This window comes from Enterococcus italicus (assembly GCF_023743875.1).
GTDB lineage: Bacteria > Bacillota > Bacilli > Lactobacillales > Enterococcaceae > Enterococcus_G > Enterococcus_G italicus.
The window spans coordinates 1435202-1451542 of record NZ_JAMRVB010000001.1 but is presented as its reverse complement, the minus strand read 5'-3'; the positions used below and the strand labels follow the sequence as shown (position 1 = coordinate 1451542).

The 16341-nt window shown below is 41.8% G+C and carries 14 protein-coding genes; 5 read left to right on the top strand and 9 right to left on the bottom strand.

The annotated features are described in order from the left end of the window. Positions 1 to 83: 83 nt before the first annotated feature. Positions 84 to 1049 carry a biotin--[acetyl-CoA-carboxylase] ligase gene (locus tag NE257_RS07075; RefSeq protein ID WP_251886094.1) on the top strand — a complete coding sequence of 322 codons (966 nt, stop codon included), beginning with the start codon at positions 84 to 86 and terminating at the stop codon, positions 1047 to 1049. A 46-nt stretch (positions 1050 to 1095) separates the two neighbouring features. Here NE257_RS07075 and menA read toward each other — a convergent pair whose 3' ends face one another. The 3 genes from menA to pplA form a co-directional block, all read right to left on the bottom strand. Next, positions 1096 to 2043: a 1,4-dihydroxy-2-naphthoate polyprenyltransferase gene (gene menA, locus NE257_RS07070; RefSeq protein WP_251886455.1), complete on the bottom strand. Its 948-nt coding sequence runs from the start codon at positions 2041 to 2043 to the stop codon at positions 1096 to 1098. 23 nt (positions 2044 to 2066) lie between these two features. Beyond that, positions 2067 to 3173, bottom strand: a complete 1107-nt coding sequence (locus tag NE257_RS07065) for an FAD:protein FMN transferase (RefSeq protein WP_251886093.1) — start codon at positions 3171 to 3173, stop codon at positions 2067 to 2069. A gap of 181 nt (positions 3174 to 3354) precedes the next feature. After that, positions 3355 to 4272, bottom strand: coding sequence for an extracellular electron transfer flavoprotein PplA (gene pplA, locus NE257_RS07060; RefSeq protein WP_251886092.1), 918 nt, complete (start codon positions 4270 to 4272; stop codon positions 3355 to 3357). Positions 4273 to 4535: 263 nt separating this feature from the next. Here pplA and NE257_RS07055 point away from each other — a divergent pair, with 263 nt between their 5' ends. The 4 genes from NE257_RS07055 to NE257_RS07040 all read left to right on the top strand — a co-directional run bounded on the left by NE257_RS07055 (position 4536) and on the right by NE257_RS07040 (position 8658). Continuing rightward, complete coding sequence (locus NE257_RS07055) at positions 4536 to 6488, top strand: NAD(P)/FAD-dependent oxidoreductase (RefSeq protein WP_251886091.1); 1953 nt, start codon at positions 4536 to 4538, stop codon at positions 6486 to 6488. A gap of 173 nt (positions 6489 to 6661) precedes the next feature. Continuing rightward, the gene (locus tag NE257_RS07050; protein WP_251851933.1) at positions 6662 to 7084 is read left to right on the top strand and encodes a NusG domain II-containing protein; all 423 of its coding nucleotides are present in this window, start codon (positions 6662 to 6664) and stop codon (positions 7082 to 7084) included. Continuing rightward, complete coding sequence (locus NE257_RS07045; RefSeq protein ID WP_007207738.1) at positions 7084 to 7659, top strand: Gx transporter family protein; 576 nt, start codon at positions 7084 to 7086, stop codon at positions 7657 to 7659. The genes NE257_RS07050 and NE257_RS07045 overlap by 1 nt, the downstream gene beginning before the upstream one ends. Positions 7660 to 7677: 18 nt before the next feature. Beyond that, positions 7678 to 8658: a polyprenyl synthetase family protein gene (locus NE257_RS07040; RefSeq protein ID WP_251886090.1), complete on the top strand. Its 981-nt coding sequence runs from the start codon at positions 7678 to 7680 to the stop codon at positions 8656 to 8658. A gap of 79 nt (positions 8659 to 8737) precedes the next feature. Here the strand turns inward: NE257_RS07040 and NE257_RS07035 are convergent, their stop codons facing one another. The 6 genes from NE257_RS07035 to NE257_RS07010 form a co-directional block, all read right to left on the bottom strand. Then, positions 8738 to 9247 (bottom strand): methylated-DNA--[protein]-cysteine S-methyltransferase, encoded by a 510-nt coding sequence (locus NE257_RS07035; RefSeq protein ID WP_251886089.1) that lies wholly within the window; start codon positions 9245 to 9247, stop codon positions 8738 to 8740. Between the two features lie 21 nt (positions 9248 to 9268). Next, positions 9269 to 10615 (bottom strand): glutathione-disulfide reductase, encoded by a 1347-nt coding sequence (gene gor / locus NE257_RS07030; protein ID WP_251886454.1) that lies wholly within the window; start codon positions 10613 to 10615, stop codon positions 9269 to 9271. A 227-nt stretch (positions 10616 to 10842) separates the two neighbouring features. Beyond that, on the bottom strand, positions 10843 to 12084 hold the full coding sequence (locus NE257_RS07025; protein ID WP_251851930.1) for a peptidase U32 family protein: 1242 nt from the start codon (positions 12082 to 12084) through the stop codon (positions 10843 to 10845). Between the two features lie 22 nt (positions 12085 to 12106). Next, positions 12107 to 13027 (bottom strand): peptidase U32 family protein, encoded by a 921-nt coding sequence (locus NE257_RS07020; RefSeq protein ID WP_251886088.1) that lies wholly within the window; start codon positions 13025 to 13027, stop codon positions 12107 to 12109. Positions 13028 to 13156: 129 nt separating this feature from the next. After that, complete coding sequence (locus tag NE257_RS07015) at positions 13157 to 15637, bottom strand: ATP-dependent Clp protease ATP-binding subunit (RefSeq protein ID WP_251886087.1); 2481 nt, start codon at positions 15635 to 15637, stop codon at positions 13157 to 13159. Between the two features lie 5 nt (positions 15638 to 15642). Next, positions 15643 to 16107: a CtsR family transcriptional regulator gene (locus NE257_RS07010; RefSeq protein WP_040366332.1), complete on the bottom strand. Its 465-nt coding sequence runs from the start codon at positions 16105 to 16107 to the stop codon at positions 15643 to 15645. Positions 16108 to 16341: the final 234 nt, after the last annotated feature.

Genomic DNA, 16341 nt, shown 5'->3' with positions numbered 1-16341 from the left:
TCATTTCCTTTTCGACCAAATAGACAGGCCACCGCGTGAAAGCTATACTAATCCATATGAATGATTGCGAAAGGAGCATCTTTGTGTCGACAAAAGAAAAAGTTCTATCTGTACTAAAAAACGCACCTACGACTATTTTTTCAGGGGTCGCTTTAGCCAATCAACTGCACGTCTCTCGAACAGCCATTTGGAAAGCCATTCGCGAGTTGGAAAAAAGTGGCTACACCTTTGAGCATTTGCCGAATGGCTACCGCTACTTACCTAGCGACGTATTAGCCATCGACGAGCTAGGTTCTTCCTTTATCCCACAAAGCAATATCTCATTGAAGGAAGAAACCATCTCTACCATGATGGATGCACGCCAAGCCGCAGCTGCAGGTTGCCAAACGCCAGCTTTGTTTCTGGCAGAGACCCAGACTGGTGGTCACGGTAGATTTGGGCGGCCTTATTTTTCACCAAAGGGGCAAATCTATATGAGCCTATTGCTAGAGCCAAATCAGACCTTCGATGAATTGCCGCAATACACGCTACTTGCCGCTGTCGCTGTCGCTCAAGCAATCGATGAAGTGACCAAAAAGACATCTGAAATCAAATGGGTGAACGATATTTATTTAGATGGTAAAAAGGTCTGCGGCATTCTCTCAGAAGCAACTAGTGACATCGAGATTGGTAGAATTAAGCATGTCGTTATCGGCATGGGTCTAAATGTATCAATCGATTCTGCGGCTTTTCCAGATGACATTAAAGAGCGTGCCACTTCCCTATTTGGTGGTAAGCGACCGCCTATCCTTCGCAATCAGTTGATTCAATTAATTTGGCAAAATTTCTTTCATCTCCTTCACGCATTGCCTGATCAAACATACATGGATTTATACCGTCAAAAATCATTTGTTATCGGAAAGCAAGTGAGCTTTACTCGCCAAGGTCATACCTACACGGGCATCGCCAAAGAAATCACGGCAACAGGTGAACTCGTTGTGCAGACTTCGACTGAATCCATTAGCCTTTCCTCAGGAGAAATTAGCTTAACAGCAATTGAGAAAAGCTAAAAAACTGGACTACTAAGAACGAGCTGTTCTCAGGTAGTCCAGTTTTTTATTGGAGAAGAAGTTGCAAAACGAAAGTCGCTGCATAGACACTATTAAATAAAATCATATTTTTTATCGCATAACCAAAGCTTTGGGGATGTGGCAAGCTTTGACGATGTGCTCGTAAGTTTTGGCGAATCTTTGGAAATGTCAGTAACACCAATAACTGTGGCCAACCAAACACACCAAAAGGTAGACCAATTAAAATCATCAAATAGCTGGCAAACATCAAAAAGCGAAACAAAAAAATCCCTTGATCTCGACCGATATAATAAACAAGCGTGTAGCGATGATTTTTAACATCAGTCTCAAGGTCCCGCAAATTATTCGCTAACATAATATCCGCAATCGCAAACATAAGCGGGGAGGCCGCTAAGACAATCGCTGCTATTTGCCAGAGATGCCCGGTTAAGGCAAACACGCCACTTTTCAAATCAAACTGCAAGAAAAAAACAGGTGCTGAGACGGTATTTATGTAGACCGTAATCACAAAGATACCTAGTCCCATCGTTACACCACTAAATAACTCACCCAGTGGCATGCGAGAAAGCGGGATGGGTCCAAAGGTATAAAATACTCCGATAAAGCAGACAATACCGCCTAGAACTAGCAACAGCCAACCAGTAAACCAACTAAGCAACAAGCCTATCACCGCAGTAAATGCGAGCATGCTGAGGATCATTGTCCGAACGGTCTTAGGACTTAGTTGCTCGCGACCAATCACATTTTCTTGGTATTTGTAAGTATCTGACTTGGCTTTTTCAAAATCCATGTAATTATTGATGGCCGTCGTGGTCATATCAAAAACAAGCATCGCAAGGAAAAAGAGTAACGTATACCCAAATTGAAATTGATGAAAATAGCTCATCGAAAACAACGTTCCAATTATAAATGGAAACACACTTGCAATTTTGGTGCGAATTTCAACGACTTCTAAAAATGTACGCATGGTCATCGGCTGCATCTTTTACTCTCCCATCATTTTAAATCATTTCGATCTCCCATAGTAAATCCTGAATCTTCACCTAGCTCAAAATTATCTTTTAGTCCATCAGTCACATAGACCACGCCTTCTCTAGTCACAAAGATGGCATCTGTTCCTTTTGGTGTTTCGTTCTCGATATACGCGAGTCCTTCTTTAACACCTTTGTCAAAAGCGACCGTCGTTAGCCCATCGCCATCAATCGATTTATCTGTCACGACCGAAACGCTGGCGATATCATTTTTATACGGATAACCCGTTTTTGAATCAAAGATGTGATGGTATTTTTTGCCATCTACTTCCAAATAGCGCTCATAAATACCTGATGTAACGACTGTTTTATTGGTTTCTTTGATTGTACCTAAGACGGTTCCACGCGCGCTATTTGGATCTTGTATTCCAATCGTCCAAGGTTCGTCTTCTCCTCTTGGGCTATGACCCATGACAAATACATTTCCCCCTAAGTCAATAATCGCAGTTGTGACACCTTGTTTTTTCAATACTTTCACTACTTCATCGGCAATATAGCCCTTCGCAATTGCGCCAAGGTCAATGATCATGCCTTTCTCTTCTAGGTAAACTGTTTTATCTTGGTCGTTAAATTGCACTTTGTTGTAATCAATATGCTTTAAAGCTTCATCAATTTCTGATTGTGCTGGCTTTCTTGCATCATCAAACCCAATACGCCATAGCTGGGTAATGGCACCGATTGTCATGTTGAAGCCACCATTGGATTTTTTGCTGTAGTCATATGCTTCTTTCAAAAGATAATACATATCTTCTGTGACTTTGACAGGCTTAATCCCTGCTTGAGCATTGATGGCATCTATTTCAGAGCCACTCGCATTAATGGTGATTTCATCCCCTAATTTTTCAATGCGCGCAAAAGCTGGTTTTAATGCTGCTCCTTTTCCTTTATCATATATACGAATTCTTGTGTAGGTGCCGATTAAAAATTTTTCTTGTGCATAAGGTTCTTTCAAAATCGTCGTACTACTTTCAGAAGTAGTTGAACTTGTTTTTTGACCATCCGAAGAACCACACCCTGTTAACAACAGTAAAGCTACTGTCATAAATATTGTTATGTTACGCCAGTTTTTCATTTCTTTCTCCTAGTCTTGCTCTCATTCCTTATCTATCATAGCCTATGTGCTATATTTGAGGCAACGCAAATTTTATGTATAGGTCTGTTTCTTTTTTGTCGGTATACTTAGCCAGATTTTACCAAAGAAAAAAACTTGACGTTGTTTTGCGCCAAGTTTTTCTTTGAAACCATCTTTGAAATTATTGTTCAACGTAATTATCGATTTCAATTGTTTTCGTGTCGCCTTTTTCTGCTGCGTTAACTAATTGTTCTGCATAAAGCACGAATGAATGGAAACTATGCGTTGCACCTGTTACCACGTCGATGTTACCTGGAGTACCATCTTCTTTGTTCATTTCTGATACTAAATCTTCATTGAATTTTTCAATGTATTCTTTTGGTGAAATACCTGATTTTGCCTTCATGTTTTTATTGTAATCCGCATCGTCTTTTTTCGATTTTCCATCTGCATTTAGGTAATCAAAATTCGATTCAGTAATCTTTCCATCTTTAACTACAATTGAGAAAACAGCATGGTAACCATTGCTATCATTTAATTCTTTTAATGTATACGTACCATCTTTTAATGTTGCTCCGTTGTCAATCTCAATTTCTTTTGTATCGCCACTTTGAGCTGCTTGAATAAGTTGTTGTGCATAATTTTGGAATGAATGGAAGCTATGCGTTGCCCCAGTCACTACTTCAATATTGCTTGGATTTTGTGTAGACACTAATTCTTCATTGAATTTTTCAATGTATTCTTTTGGTGAAATACCTGATTTTGCTTTCATATTTTTGTTATAATCAGCATCATCTTTCTTTGATTTACCATCTGCATTCAGGTAATCGAAGTTTGATTCACTGATTTTTCCATCTTTGACTACAATTGAAAAATTAGCATGATAACCATTGTTATCGTTTAATTCTTTCAACTTGTATGTACCATCTTTCAGAGTCATTCCTGCACTTGCACTTGATTCCGTTATTTTGCTTGTTGAGCTAGTTGTTGTTGAACTTGATGATGTTGTTGATTTTTCGTTGTCAGAAGAGCAACCTGCTAAGACAAGTCCCGAAAGTACCAACATTGTGATTCCTGTAACAATTTTCTTCTTTTTCATTTGTTCCCCCACCTTTTTTCTTTTCTCACAAATCTATTTGTGATTATATTAACATTGTAATCCGTTTACATAGCATTGTCAATCGTTTCCACAATTGATTTTCTTTAATGTGAAGCCTTTTATCTTTTTTAAGTGAAATTTCATTTTACTCTTTAATTTGTGAAATATTGGGAAAACTCATTAGACAAATCTTAAAAAAAACTTTATACTATAATGGATTATATCGTAATCTATCGACTATTTTATTATAAGGAGAGATTTTCATGGCTAAGACGAACATTGTCGTTGTTGGGGCCGGCTATGCAGGTGTAGCTGCTACCAAGTTTATGGCGAAGAAGTTCAAAAAAGATTCAGATGTAGCAATTACGCTCATTGATCGTCATTCTTATCACACAATGATGACAGAATTACATGAAGTTGCTGGTGGCCGAGTAGAACCAACTGCTATCCAATATGATTTGCAACGGTTATTTGCACGTCAAAAAAATGTCACTTTAATCACTGATACTGTGACAGGCATCGACAAGGATCAAAAATCTGTTAAAACAGTACACGGCAACTATCCTTTTGATCACCTTATTTTAGGTATGGGTGGCGAACCAAATGATTTTGGCACACCAGGTGTAAAAGAAAATGGCTTTACATTGTGGTCTTTCGAAGATGCTGTACGCATTCGCGAACATATCGAGCAAACAGTCGCAAAAGCAGCCATTGAACCTGATGCAGCTTTGCGTCGTGCGATGTTGACGTTTGTTGTGTGTGGATCTGGCTTTACTGGGATTGAAATGGTCGGGGAATTAATCGATTGGAAAGATCGTTTAGCAACAGATTACAAATTAGACCCAAGTGAGTTCACATTAAAAGTAGTTGAAGCAATGCCTACGATCTTGAACATGTTAGACCGTAACGATGCCGCGAAAGCAGAACGTTACTTACACAAGAAAAATGTTGAACTTGTTTTAAATGCACCCATCGTAGCAGTTGAAACTGACCACATTAAGTTAAAAGATGGTTCAACGATTCCGACCCATACATTGATTTGGACTGCTGGAGTGAAAGCAACTTCTGATGCTGCTGACTTTGGACTCGAAAAAGCACGCGGCAATCGCTTAGTAGCAAATGAATACATGCAAGCAAAAGGTTACGAAACACAAAATATTTATGTTATCGGTGATTTGGTTTATTACGAAGAAACAGCAAACAAACCAACACCACAAATCGTTCAAGCTGCTGAACAAACTGGCCATACTGCTGCTGCTAACATCATTAGTGCTGTCAAAGGTGGCGAAAAACATGCCTTTAAAGGAAATTACCAAGGCTTTATGGTTTCAGTTGGTGCCAAATGGGGCGTTGCCAATTTATTTGACAAAATTCATTTAAGTGGCTTTTTAGCAATCATTATGAAACATATCGTAAACCTAAAATATTTCTTTGATATTCGTTCTGGCTATTATATGTTCCAATATTTGATGCACGAATTATTCCATATTAAAGACAATCGTACCGTGACGTATGGTCATTCTTCTCGTTATGGCAATGTTCTTTGGAGTGTCCCTTTACGTATTTTCTACGGATTGGTTTGGTTCATTGAAGCGTTCAAAAAAATTGTTGGCGATGGCAACTGGCTACAACCACATACTTGGTTTGGCGAAGGTTCTTGGTTCACTGGTTCAAGCGTTTTCCCTTGGACTTGGGATTATCAACAAACCGCTGATGTGGCAAGTGGTGCTTCACAAGCAGCTGAAGCAACGAGTGCTGCTAGCGGTGTGGGGGCAGATGCGGCAGCGACGACAGCTGAAACAGCTACTCAAGCTGCACACTTTGGCTTGAGCTATGCATATGGTGAGCAACCAATGGCTGTCATTGAAAAATCACCTGATTGGTTCACAAGCATTATGAAAGTGATGATGCCAAACATGGAAGTAGCTATGTTCTTCCAAAAAATGATGGTTTTCGTTGAAATCGGAATTGCTTTAGCAATTATGGCTGGCTTATTTACTTGGTTGTTTAGTGCTTCGACAATTGTTTTAGTGTTAACATTCTGTATGTCAGGTATGTTCTATTGGGTAAACATTTGGTTTATTCCAGTTGCATTTGCATTAATGAATGGTTCTGGTCGTGCTGTAGGTTTAGATCGTTGGGTCATTCCTTGGTTGCAACGCACACTAGGCAAATGGTGGTACGGTACACCCAAATCCATATATGGACAAAAATAACCGTCCTTAACTGAACAAGCTTACTTATCCGAACTGCGCTTGATTGATTGCTTTCATCCAATGTGATGAGACAATACCAGTCCTGCCAGTTCGGATAATTTATTGCTACTAAGAACAATGTCATCTCTGTTCCAAATATGATACACTACTATCAAAAACAAAGGAGCCCGCTCATGTCATTCAAACAATTTTTTCGCAATAGTCGTATGAAACCATGGGACGGTGTCATGATCTTACTATTAATTTTACTTTCCTTTCTCCCACTTATCATTTTCAGCTACCAGCAAACACCTACGACCGATACGAAAAAAACTACGGCTGTTTTACGAGTGGATGGCAAAGAAATCCGCACGTTTGCGCTGGCCAGTGATGGGAAAACTTATACATATCGCTACGAAGATGCAGATGGCGACTACAATATCATTGAAGTATCCGGGGATAAAATTCGGATTACTGATGCCAATTGTGGCGATCTTATCTGCGTACAACGAGGCTGGATTTCAAAAAAAGGGGAGAGCATCGTCTGCCTACCTCATAAATTAGTCATCGAAATCCAAACGACTACAGGAGGTGACGATGGCGAGTTAATTTATTGATGCTTGCCCTACCTATGCCTTCAACTCGTTTACGAAAACTCATTTTCATTTCACTACTCGTTGCTCAAGGTGTCATTATTGGCTTGATTGAAAATATGATCCCTTATCCATTTGGCTTTGCTCCTGGTGCCAAACTTGGTCTAGCCAATTTAATTACCATTATTGCTTTGTTTACCATGCCAAAAAAAGACAGCTTCACCTTAATTTGGCTACGATTGCTATTGACGACTCTTTTAGGGGGGACCCTATCTACCTTCTTATACAGCATGAGTGGCGCATTACTGAGCTACTTTGGTATGTTACTAGTTAAGCAATTAGGACCAAAGCGCGTCAGTATTGTCGGTATCAGTGCTGTCGGAGGATTTATGCACAATGTCGGACAATTAGTGACCGCATCTTTTATCGCCCAGTCTTGGACTGTGATGCTCTATTTGCCAATTTTGTCTTTTCTAGGTATTTTATCGGGAATTGCGATTGGGATTGCCGCCAATTACCTTTTACAGCGCGTCGAAACGTTACAAGCGTTTCGACGTGAATACGAACGTCAAACAAACCAAACGTGGTTTACAGAATAATCGAAAGAGGAATCTACTATGGAACTTCATCCCATGTGGCATGCCTATCCGACGTTAGAGACTGAGCTAGAAGAAACGTTGGTTTTAATGGAAGATGCCATTCATTTAAAAAACAAACCGGTCGAACAAGCCGTCTTACAAATGATTCACGCTGGTGGAAAAATGTTGCGCCCGGCTTATCAGTTATTATTTTCAAGCTTCGGACCAGAGCAAGATCAAAAAAAAGCTACCGCCATTGCTGCTGCAATCGAAATGCTGCATACCGCGACGTTAATCCATGATGATATTGTCGATGAAGCTGAATTGCGCCGTGGACTATCAAGTATTCGCTCGCAATTTGGTAATAGCGTAGCTGTCTATGCGGGAGATTACTTATTTGTTTCTTGTTTTAAGCTGATGGCTAATTATGCTTCTTCCATGAAAAGTCTCCAAATGCACTCCAAAAGTATGGAATCAATTTTAAATGGCGAGCTTGGGCAAATGGACAATCGCTACAATATCAATCTATCGGTTGCTGACTATCTCGAGGCAATCTCAGGTAAGACCGCAGAGCTCTTTGCGCTGAGTTGTGCCATTGGTGCCTATGAAAGTGGCACGAGTCGTAAATTTGCCGAGCAAGCTGGAAAAACCGGCCTAGTAATCGGCATGGCATTTCAAATTATGGATGATATTTTAGACTATACACAAGACCAACAGAAGCTTGGCAAGCCTGTCTTAGAAGATGTGAAGCAAGGCGTCTATTCTTTGCCGCTAATTTTAGCCTTAGAAAGTGATGCGACACGTCTCAGACCTTTACTTGAAAAACGTGGGAACTTATCCCAGGCAGAACAACACCTGATTTTTGAATTGGTGCATGACTTGGGCGGCGTTACTCGGGCGCAAGATTTTGCCAAAGAGTATACTGACCAAGCGCTAAAGCTAATTAAAAAATTGCCAGCTACAACCGAGCGCGATCAACTCGCTCAATTGACAGAGACGATCTTATCGCGACAATCATAAAATTTGTGACAGACTAGCTACAAGAAAAAAGACCATACCATCCAGAGGTTGTTTCGCAACTGTTTGGATGGTATGGTCTTTATGCTTGTCCTCTTTCAAAATCAAGTAAGGCCTGCTTGCGTTGAATGCCTCCAGCATAGCCTGTTAGCTTACCATTTTTCCCAATCACACGATGGCAAGGAAGTAAGATAGCTACTGGATTATGACCGATTGCACCGCCTACTGCGCGTGCCCAGTTCTTTGCATTTGACTGGTCTGTCAGCTTTTTAGCAATGTCTAGATAGCTCCAGACTTCACCGTATGGAATTTCTTTCAACACTTCTAAGACCGCTTGGCGAAAGGGTGTCACTTCTGGTGCAATGCGTAGCTGTCGTATCTGTTCGATTGATGGCTGATGTCCTGAAAAATACTCATCGAGCCACACACGCGTCTGGTCGATGATTTCATTCGTCCCTGTCGGAATCTCTTCAAAGGAATACGACGCAAAAAAGTATTTTTGATCAGAAAACCAGATACCAACAAGAGACTCTCCCTTAGCCAAAAGTGTTAACTGACCTACTGGGGATGCATAGTCGTTTTTTAGATACATCTTGTTCCCACCTTTCAATTTTTAGCGCATTGTCACAAATTCTTCTGCGCCAGTCGGGTGAATGGCTACAGTATTATCAAAATCAGCCTTGGTTGCGCCCATTTTGATTGCCACAGCAAAGCCTTGCAACATCTCATCAACTCCGCGACCAATCGCATGTAAGCCAATGATTTTTTCTTCTTTGCCAAGACAAATCAGTTTCATTTCGCATTTTTGGCGGTACTCATTCAAAGCAAAGTACATCGGCGTGAAGCGACTGCGATAGATGGTCAGCTCCTCTTCACCATACTGCTCTTTTGCTTGCTGTTCGGACAGTCCGATGGTCGCAATAGGTGGATGGGTAAAGACCACAGTCGGAATCAAATGGTAATCCAAAAATAATTCAGTTTGTTGATTAAATAATCGTTCAGACAAACGTCTGCCCGCTGCAATCGCGACAGGTGTTAACTCTACCGCACCCGTCACATCGCCGACAGCGTAAATGTTTTCACTTGTCGTCGTTTGAAATTTGTCAACTTGAATAAACCCTTGGTCATCCAATGTGACGTCGGTTTTTTCTAAGCCTAAATTCCCAGTGTTCGGTTGGCGACCACCGGAAAAAATGACGCACTCACTCACCACAGTACGACCATCTTCAAAAGTCGTTTGATACGTTGAACCGACTTTTTCGATTTTTTTCGCAACGGCATCTTGCCACATCCCAATACCCATCTCTTGATATAGCTCAACTAAATTGGTTGAAAGCATCTGATCAAACGTCCTTAGTGGCAATCCCTTGCGATACGCCCACGTCACTTGACTACCCAAGCCATGAATGACGCCACTTAACTCCGCCGCAATATAGCCGCCGCCAAGTACAAGTACCGCTTTTGGCAATTCTCTTAAGGCAAAGAAACCATCTGAGTCAATCACATACTCCCCACCTGGAATGGCCAATGGTTTTGGCCGTCCTCCCGTCGCAATCAAAATATGCTTGGCTTCAAACAATTGGTTATCCACAGAAATCGTATAGTTATCCACAAATTGTGCATAACCTCTACAAACTGTTACGTTATTTCCGTCTAATCCCTTTTGATACGCGCTATGAAGATAGGTAATGTATGCTTCACGGTTATCCACAAGCTCCGTGAAATCAACTTTGTCCACATGTGCATAAATCCCATAGCCGGAAGTGTCTCGGCGAACACTCTCCAGTAAATCACTTGCTTGCCACATAACTTTTTTGGGCACGCAGCCCACATTGACACACGTCCCACCTAGTTCATTTCCCTCTACTAATAACACCTTTGCTCCATGCATTCCCGCACGATTAGCAGAGGCGATCCCACCGCTACCTCCTCCGATCACAATATAATCATACGACTTCACTTGGCTCATCTCTTCACTCCTCATAGAATAACTTATCATTAAGCTACCACGCGTCTGACAGTCGGTCAAGACAAGTAACTTGTGGAAAAGGTGTCACATACTTTTTCGCTGATTTCAAATAAACCAGCGCGACCGAATTAGCAAGCAAACAACCAGAATACCCACAAAGTTTGCGAAACAACTTCTGGATTTTCTGGTTGCTTGAATCTATCTCGGCCTCTTCGTTCTTATTTCTTCTTCCGCATCATATCACCGACTTGAACGGGTTCAACGACGGGCATCGTTAGTATCATCATTGGATTCGGCGCACGATCAATGGCCTCGCCCTCTTCATTTTTCATCTCTAAGACAGTCTGTTCAAAGTGATGGAAGCCTGGGCCATAAAATTCGATTTCATCGCCGACTGAAAAGTAGTTACGCTGACGAATGGTGGCTACTTTGGTTTGTTCATCGTAAGCCATTACTTCACCGATGAATTTGTATTCCGGAATTTTACGACGCTCACCGAATAATTGCTCATTTTCGGTAGGAACATGATAATAAAAACCCGTTGCTAACTCTCGTTGCGCTACTTTCCACAACTCATCAACCCATTCTTGCTTGCAGACGTAGTGTTCGGGATCAGCCATATAGCTGTCGACGGCTGCCTTGTACACATTGGCCACTGTCGATACATAATGAATCGACTTCATCCGCCCTTCAATTTTAAAACTATCGACGCCATTTTCGATCAAATCAGGAATATGTTCAATCATAGACATATCTACCGCGCTCATCGAAAACTCTTCTGCCACCGCTCCTTGATTGGTTAATGACCGGCGCTCAGAGCCAAATGGCATGTCGTATAAGTCGTATTTCCAACGACAAGACTGCGAACAGCCTCCACGATTGGCATCACGCATCGACATGTGATTGGACAAGGTGCAGCGGCCAGAATACGAAATACACATCGCACCGTGAATAAAGGCTTCAATCTCAATATCGGTCTTGGCACGAATAGCAGCAACTTCCTCCATTGACACTTCACGCGCCAATACGACGCGTTCCAAGCCTTCTTCTTTCCAAAATTCTAATGTCTCGACATTTGTGGCCGATGCTTGCGTCGATAAGTGCACTGGCAATCCTGGCGCTTCGGTAATACAGATCTCGATTAACGCTGGATCAGATACAATAACTGCTGAAATACCGACATCCCGTAGTTGGCGGAAAAATTCACCCGCCCCTTCTTGATTGCCTTCATGGGTAACCATATTTGCTGCCACATAGACTTTGGCTTGATGCGCTTTGGCGTACGCGACACCTTCTGCCATTTCTTCATAAGAAAAATTTCCCGCACGGCTACGTAATCCATATGCATTGCCGCCAATGTATACAGCATCCGCTCCATAATGAATCGCTGTTTTTAATTTTTCCAAGGTCCCAGCTGGCGCTAAAATCTCTGGACGTTTCAGTGGTTTTTTTACTTGCATGGTAAAAGAAACCCTCCTTGAGTTATTTTATTTTTGTTGGATCGAGATGGTAAAATCCTGTATCGAGTTTGCGTGACTGGGGATGAATTGCCGCCAGCTTAGCAAATAACGCTTGCCCTTGGTGCTCATCCCACGTACCAGCTAGTATGGCTTGGCGTGCTTGATGGTATAAGCTTGTGACTTCAACGAAGCTATCCCCCGGTGTGAAAAGACCATCTAGCTTCCACGTGCCGTAGCCAGTAGCCACTAGCTCAGCTAGCTCGTCAGTCAGACATAGGTCATTATTGGCAAAGATATGTGTGCCGTGACTATCTTCAAAAATGGAATAATGCGTATCGGGTTTTTTTGGTTCTGAAAGAAAGAGACCGCGCTCTTTGCTGGCCTGCTCTTTTTGCTTGGTGAAGTGATAGTAATTTTGTAACAATGGTCGCTTGGATTGATGAATACAGGTCGCTCCATAGACCAACACTTCAGTCGGAATTGTGACACTTTCCACAAGAGAGTGCATCTCTTCAAAGGGAACTTCACGTGCGAGTACGGCGCCGACTGCCCCTTTTTTCGCCCAAAAGTTGATCTGTCTGGCGCTCGTCACTAGCGTCTCACCATCATAAATAAAGGGAATCGCCAATTCCGGCTGATGCTTCATCACATAGATAATTCCTGGATCCCCAATCGCAATCTGATCTACTTTAATAGTCCGTAAAAAAGCTAAATACGCTGGAATTTCTGTCATTTTTTCTGGATGCATGATACCATTTACGGCAACGGTCACTTTTTTCCCTTTTTGATGTGCCAAAGCAACCAACTCGGCTTGCTGCTCTCTAGAAAACGAGTGCGGCAAGCGCAAACCAAATTGCTCTTCACCAAAATAGAGGGTATCCACGTACGAAAGCAAGGCCTCCGCTTGTGAAAGTGATTCAACTGTTGCAATCAATTCAATCATATTCTCTCCTCCTATCAACTTATTCATATTATCACAAACTATTTGTGAAATGAAGAACCTTTTCTTTTTTTCACGAAGAAAAAAGCTACCTAATCCGAGCACATATCGCTCATGATCAGATAGCTTTTATTAGACTTCTTGTAAGACTTTCTTTTCTTTTGGCTCACGCACAGATAGGGTGATGATTCCTTTCTTCGCGCCAATGGTTACTCGATCTCCTAGGTGCACTTGACCGGCAAGTAACGCTTCACTCAAGCGATCTTCCACTTCTTTTTGCAAGGCACGGCGGATTGGTCTCGCTCCGTATTCTGGATCAAAACCAACTTTGCCAATTACATCTAAAGCAGCTGGTGTGATTTTTAGTTGAATTTCTTGATCTTGCAAGCGTCGAACAATCGATTGACTCATGATTTTCACAATTTCATGAATTTCTTCTTGGTTTAACGCACGGAAGACGACTGTTTCATCAATCCGGTTTAAAAATTCAGGTCGGTACGCTTTTTTCAGCTCTTGCATAATCCTTTTTTGCATTGATTGGTAATCTTTGCTGACATCAACGACATTAAAGCCAACATTTTTTTCTTCCCGAATTTGGGTTGCACCGATATTTGACGTCATAATCAAAATCGTATTTTTGAAGTCAACGTTACGCCCTTTTGAATCGGTCAAGCGACCATCGTCTAATACTTGTAGCAAAATATTAAAGACATCTGGATGTGCTTTTTCGACTTCATCAAGCAAGATAACAGAATATGGTTTGGCGCGTACTTTTTCTGTTAATTGACCACCTTCATCATAGCCCACATAGCCTGGAGGAGACCCTATCAAGCGTGAGGTGCTATATTTTTCCATGTACTCAGACATATCGACACGAATCAAGGCATCTTCACTACCAAACATCGCTTCAGCTAATGCTTTTGCTAATTCCGTCTTGCCGACACCAGTTGGTCCTAAGAACATAAATGAGCCAATCGGACGATTCGGATCTTTTAAGCCACTACGCGCACGGCGAATGGCACGGGCCACTGCTTTGACTGCGTCATCTTGGCCGACTACGCGTTGATGTAAAATACTTTCTAGTTGCAACAAGCGTTCACTTTCTTTTTTCTCTAACTGATTCAAAGGAATGCCTGTCCATTGTGACACGACGCCTGCGACATCTTCTGCAGAGACTTCATCTTGATAATTAGCCACTTCATTTGCTTCTTTTAATGTCAACGCTGCTAATTCTTGGCTAACGACTTTTTCTTTTTGGCGAATCGCGGCTGCTTCATCAAATGCTTGGTCACGAATGGCCATTTCTTTTTGTTCCATCAAATGAACCAATTGATTTTGTAAAACGGTCGAGCGAGTCGCTTCATCCGCTTTATCCAACCGCACTTTCGCAGCACTTTCATCCATCAAGTCAATCGCTTTATCTGGCAATTGGCGTGAGTTAATGTAACGAATGGATAGTTGGACGGCCGCATGCAATGCATCGTCAGTAATTTCTACGCCATGGTGCTCTTCGTAGCGTGGACGGAGCCCTTTTAAGATTTCTTCTGCTTCTTCTGCTGTCGGTTCATCGACTTGCACACGCGCAAAACGTCGCTCTAAAGCAGAATCTTTTTCGATATATTTTTGGTATTCATCTAAAGTGGTCGCACCAATCGTCTGCAATTCCCCACGCGCTAAGGCTGGTTTCAGAATGTTCGAGGCATCGATTGCCCCTTCTGCTCCTCCTGCTCCAATTAAGGTATGCAATTCATCGATGAACAAAATGATTTGACCATCTTGGTAAATCTCATCAATAATTTTTTTCATGCGGTCTTCGAATTCCCCGCGGTATTTTGTCCCGGCTACTAAAGCACCCATATCTAGCATCATTAGGCGCTTTTGTTGCATATCGTCTGGGACTTCACCGTTGACGATTTTTTGGGCCAAGCCTTCTGCAATAGCTGTCTTACCGACACCTGGTTCGCCGACTAGGACCGGGTTATTTTTCGTACGACGACTTAAAATTTGAATCAAGCGCTTGACTTCTTTGGTCCGACCAACGACTGGATCCAAGCGGTTTTCGCGCGCCAATTTGGTTAAATCACGCGCCAAGGCATCCAATGTTGGGGTCCCGTCTGCTTGATTGTTCGAACGTGTTTGGCGCCGGCGATTACCAGCAGCTTTATTCTCAGAGACGCCCATTGTTTTTTTTAGTAATTGACGGACTTTGGATAGACTAAAGCCTAAGTTCAAGACGATGCGAGAGGCTAAAATCTCTTCATCACGCATCAATCCCAATAATAAATGCTCCGTGCCGATTTGTTGAGAGCCAAAGCGTTTGGCCTCATCACCAGCATAAGCAAAGATTTGTCTTGCTCGTGGTGAGTATGGTAAAAAACTACCTTCTGGATATACTTTTACCATGCCATAACCAGTCAAATGCTCAATTTCTTCGCGAACGTCATTTTCTTGGACATTCATTTCGCGTAAGACCTTACCTGCAATTCCTTCTTGTTCGATGATGAGTGCCAATAAGAGGTGCTCAGAACCGACCGATTGATGCTTGAAATATTTTGCTTCTTCTTGAGCAATTGCTAATACGGCTTTTGCTCTTGGTGTGAATAATTCATCCATACTAGTCACTTCCTATCTTCATAACTCAAACGTTCCAATATAGCACGCATTAGAGACGCACGAATTTGATCTTCTTCAGCAATAGTTAACACACTTTTGGCAATTGTCGTTAACAACAAATGCCCTTCTCGCTCTGTTATAATTTCTTCTTCATACAACTTTTGAATAATCGCAATGGCATCCTTTTCGGTCAACTCATCGCCAAACAATCGCTTGACATGCTCCAAAAACTGATGACAACTGCTCATGCGAACCTTCTCAATGCGAATGTAGCCACCGCCACCTCGCTTACTTTCGACACTATAGCCGCGGGTGATGGTAAAGCGAGTATTAATGACATAGTTAATTTGTGAGGGAACGCAATGAAACAAACTAGCCATCTCGGCCCGTCGGATTTCAATGATTTCACTCTCTTCTAAAATCTGCTTAATATAGGCTTCGATTAAATCAGAGGTATTTTGTTGCGCCATGAATTCGTTCCTCCCTTGACTAATACTGACCTTAATTATACCCAATTTTTTTCTCATTGGAAAGAAGAAGGCTTATCGCCTGTGAGAATTTGTTGTTTGTTCACTATACATCGATTTGTAAAAAGAAACAACTTTCTGCTTTGCCTCTTGTTGTAGAAAAAGACCAGAAGAGCCAAAAGTTTGAGAAACAACTTCTAGCTTTTCTGGTCTTATACTTGTAGCTGAACAAGTTAT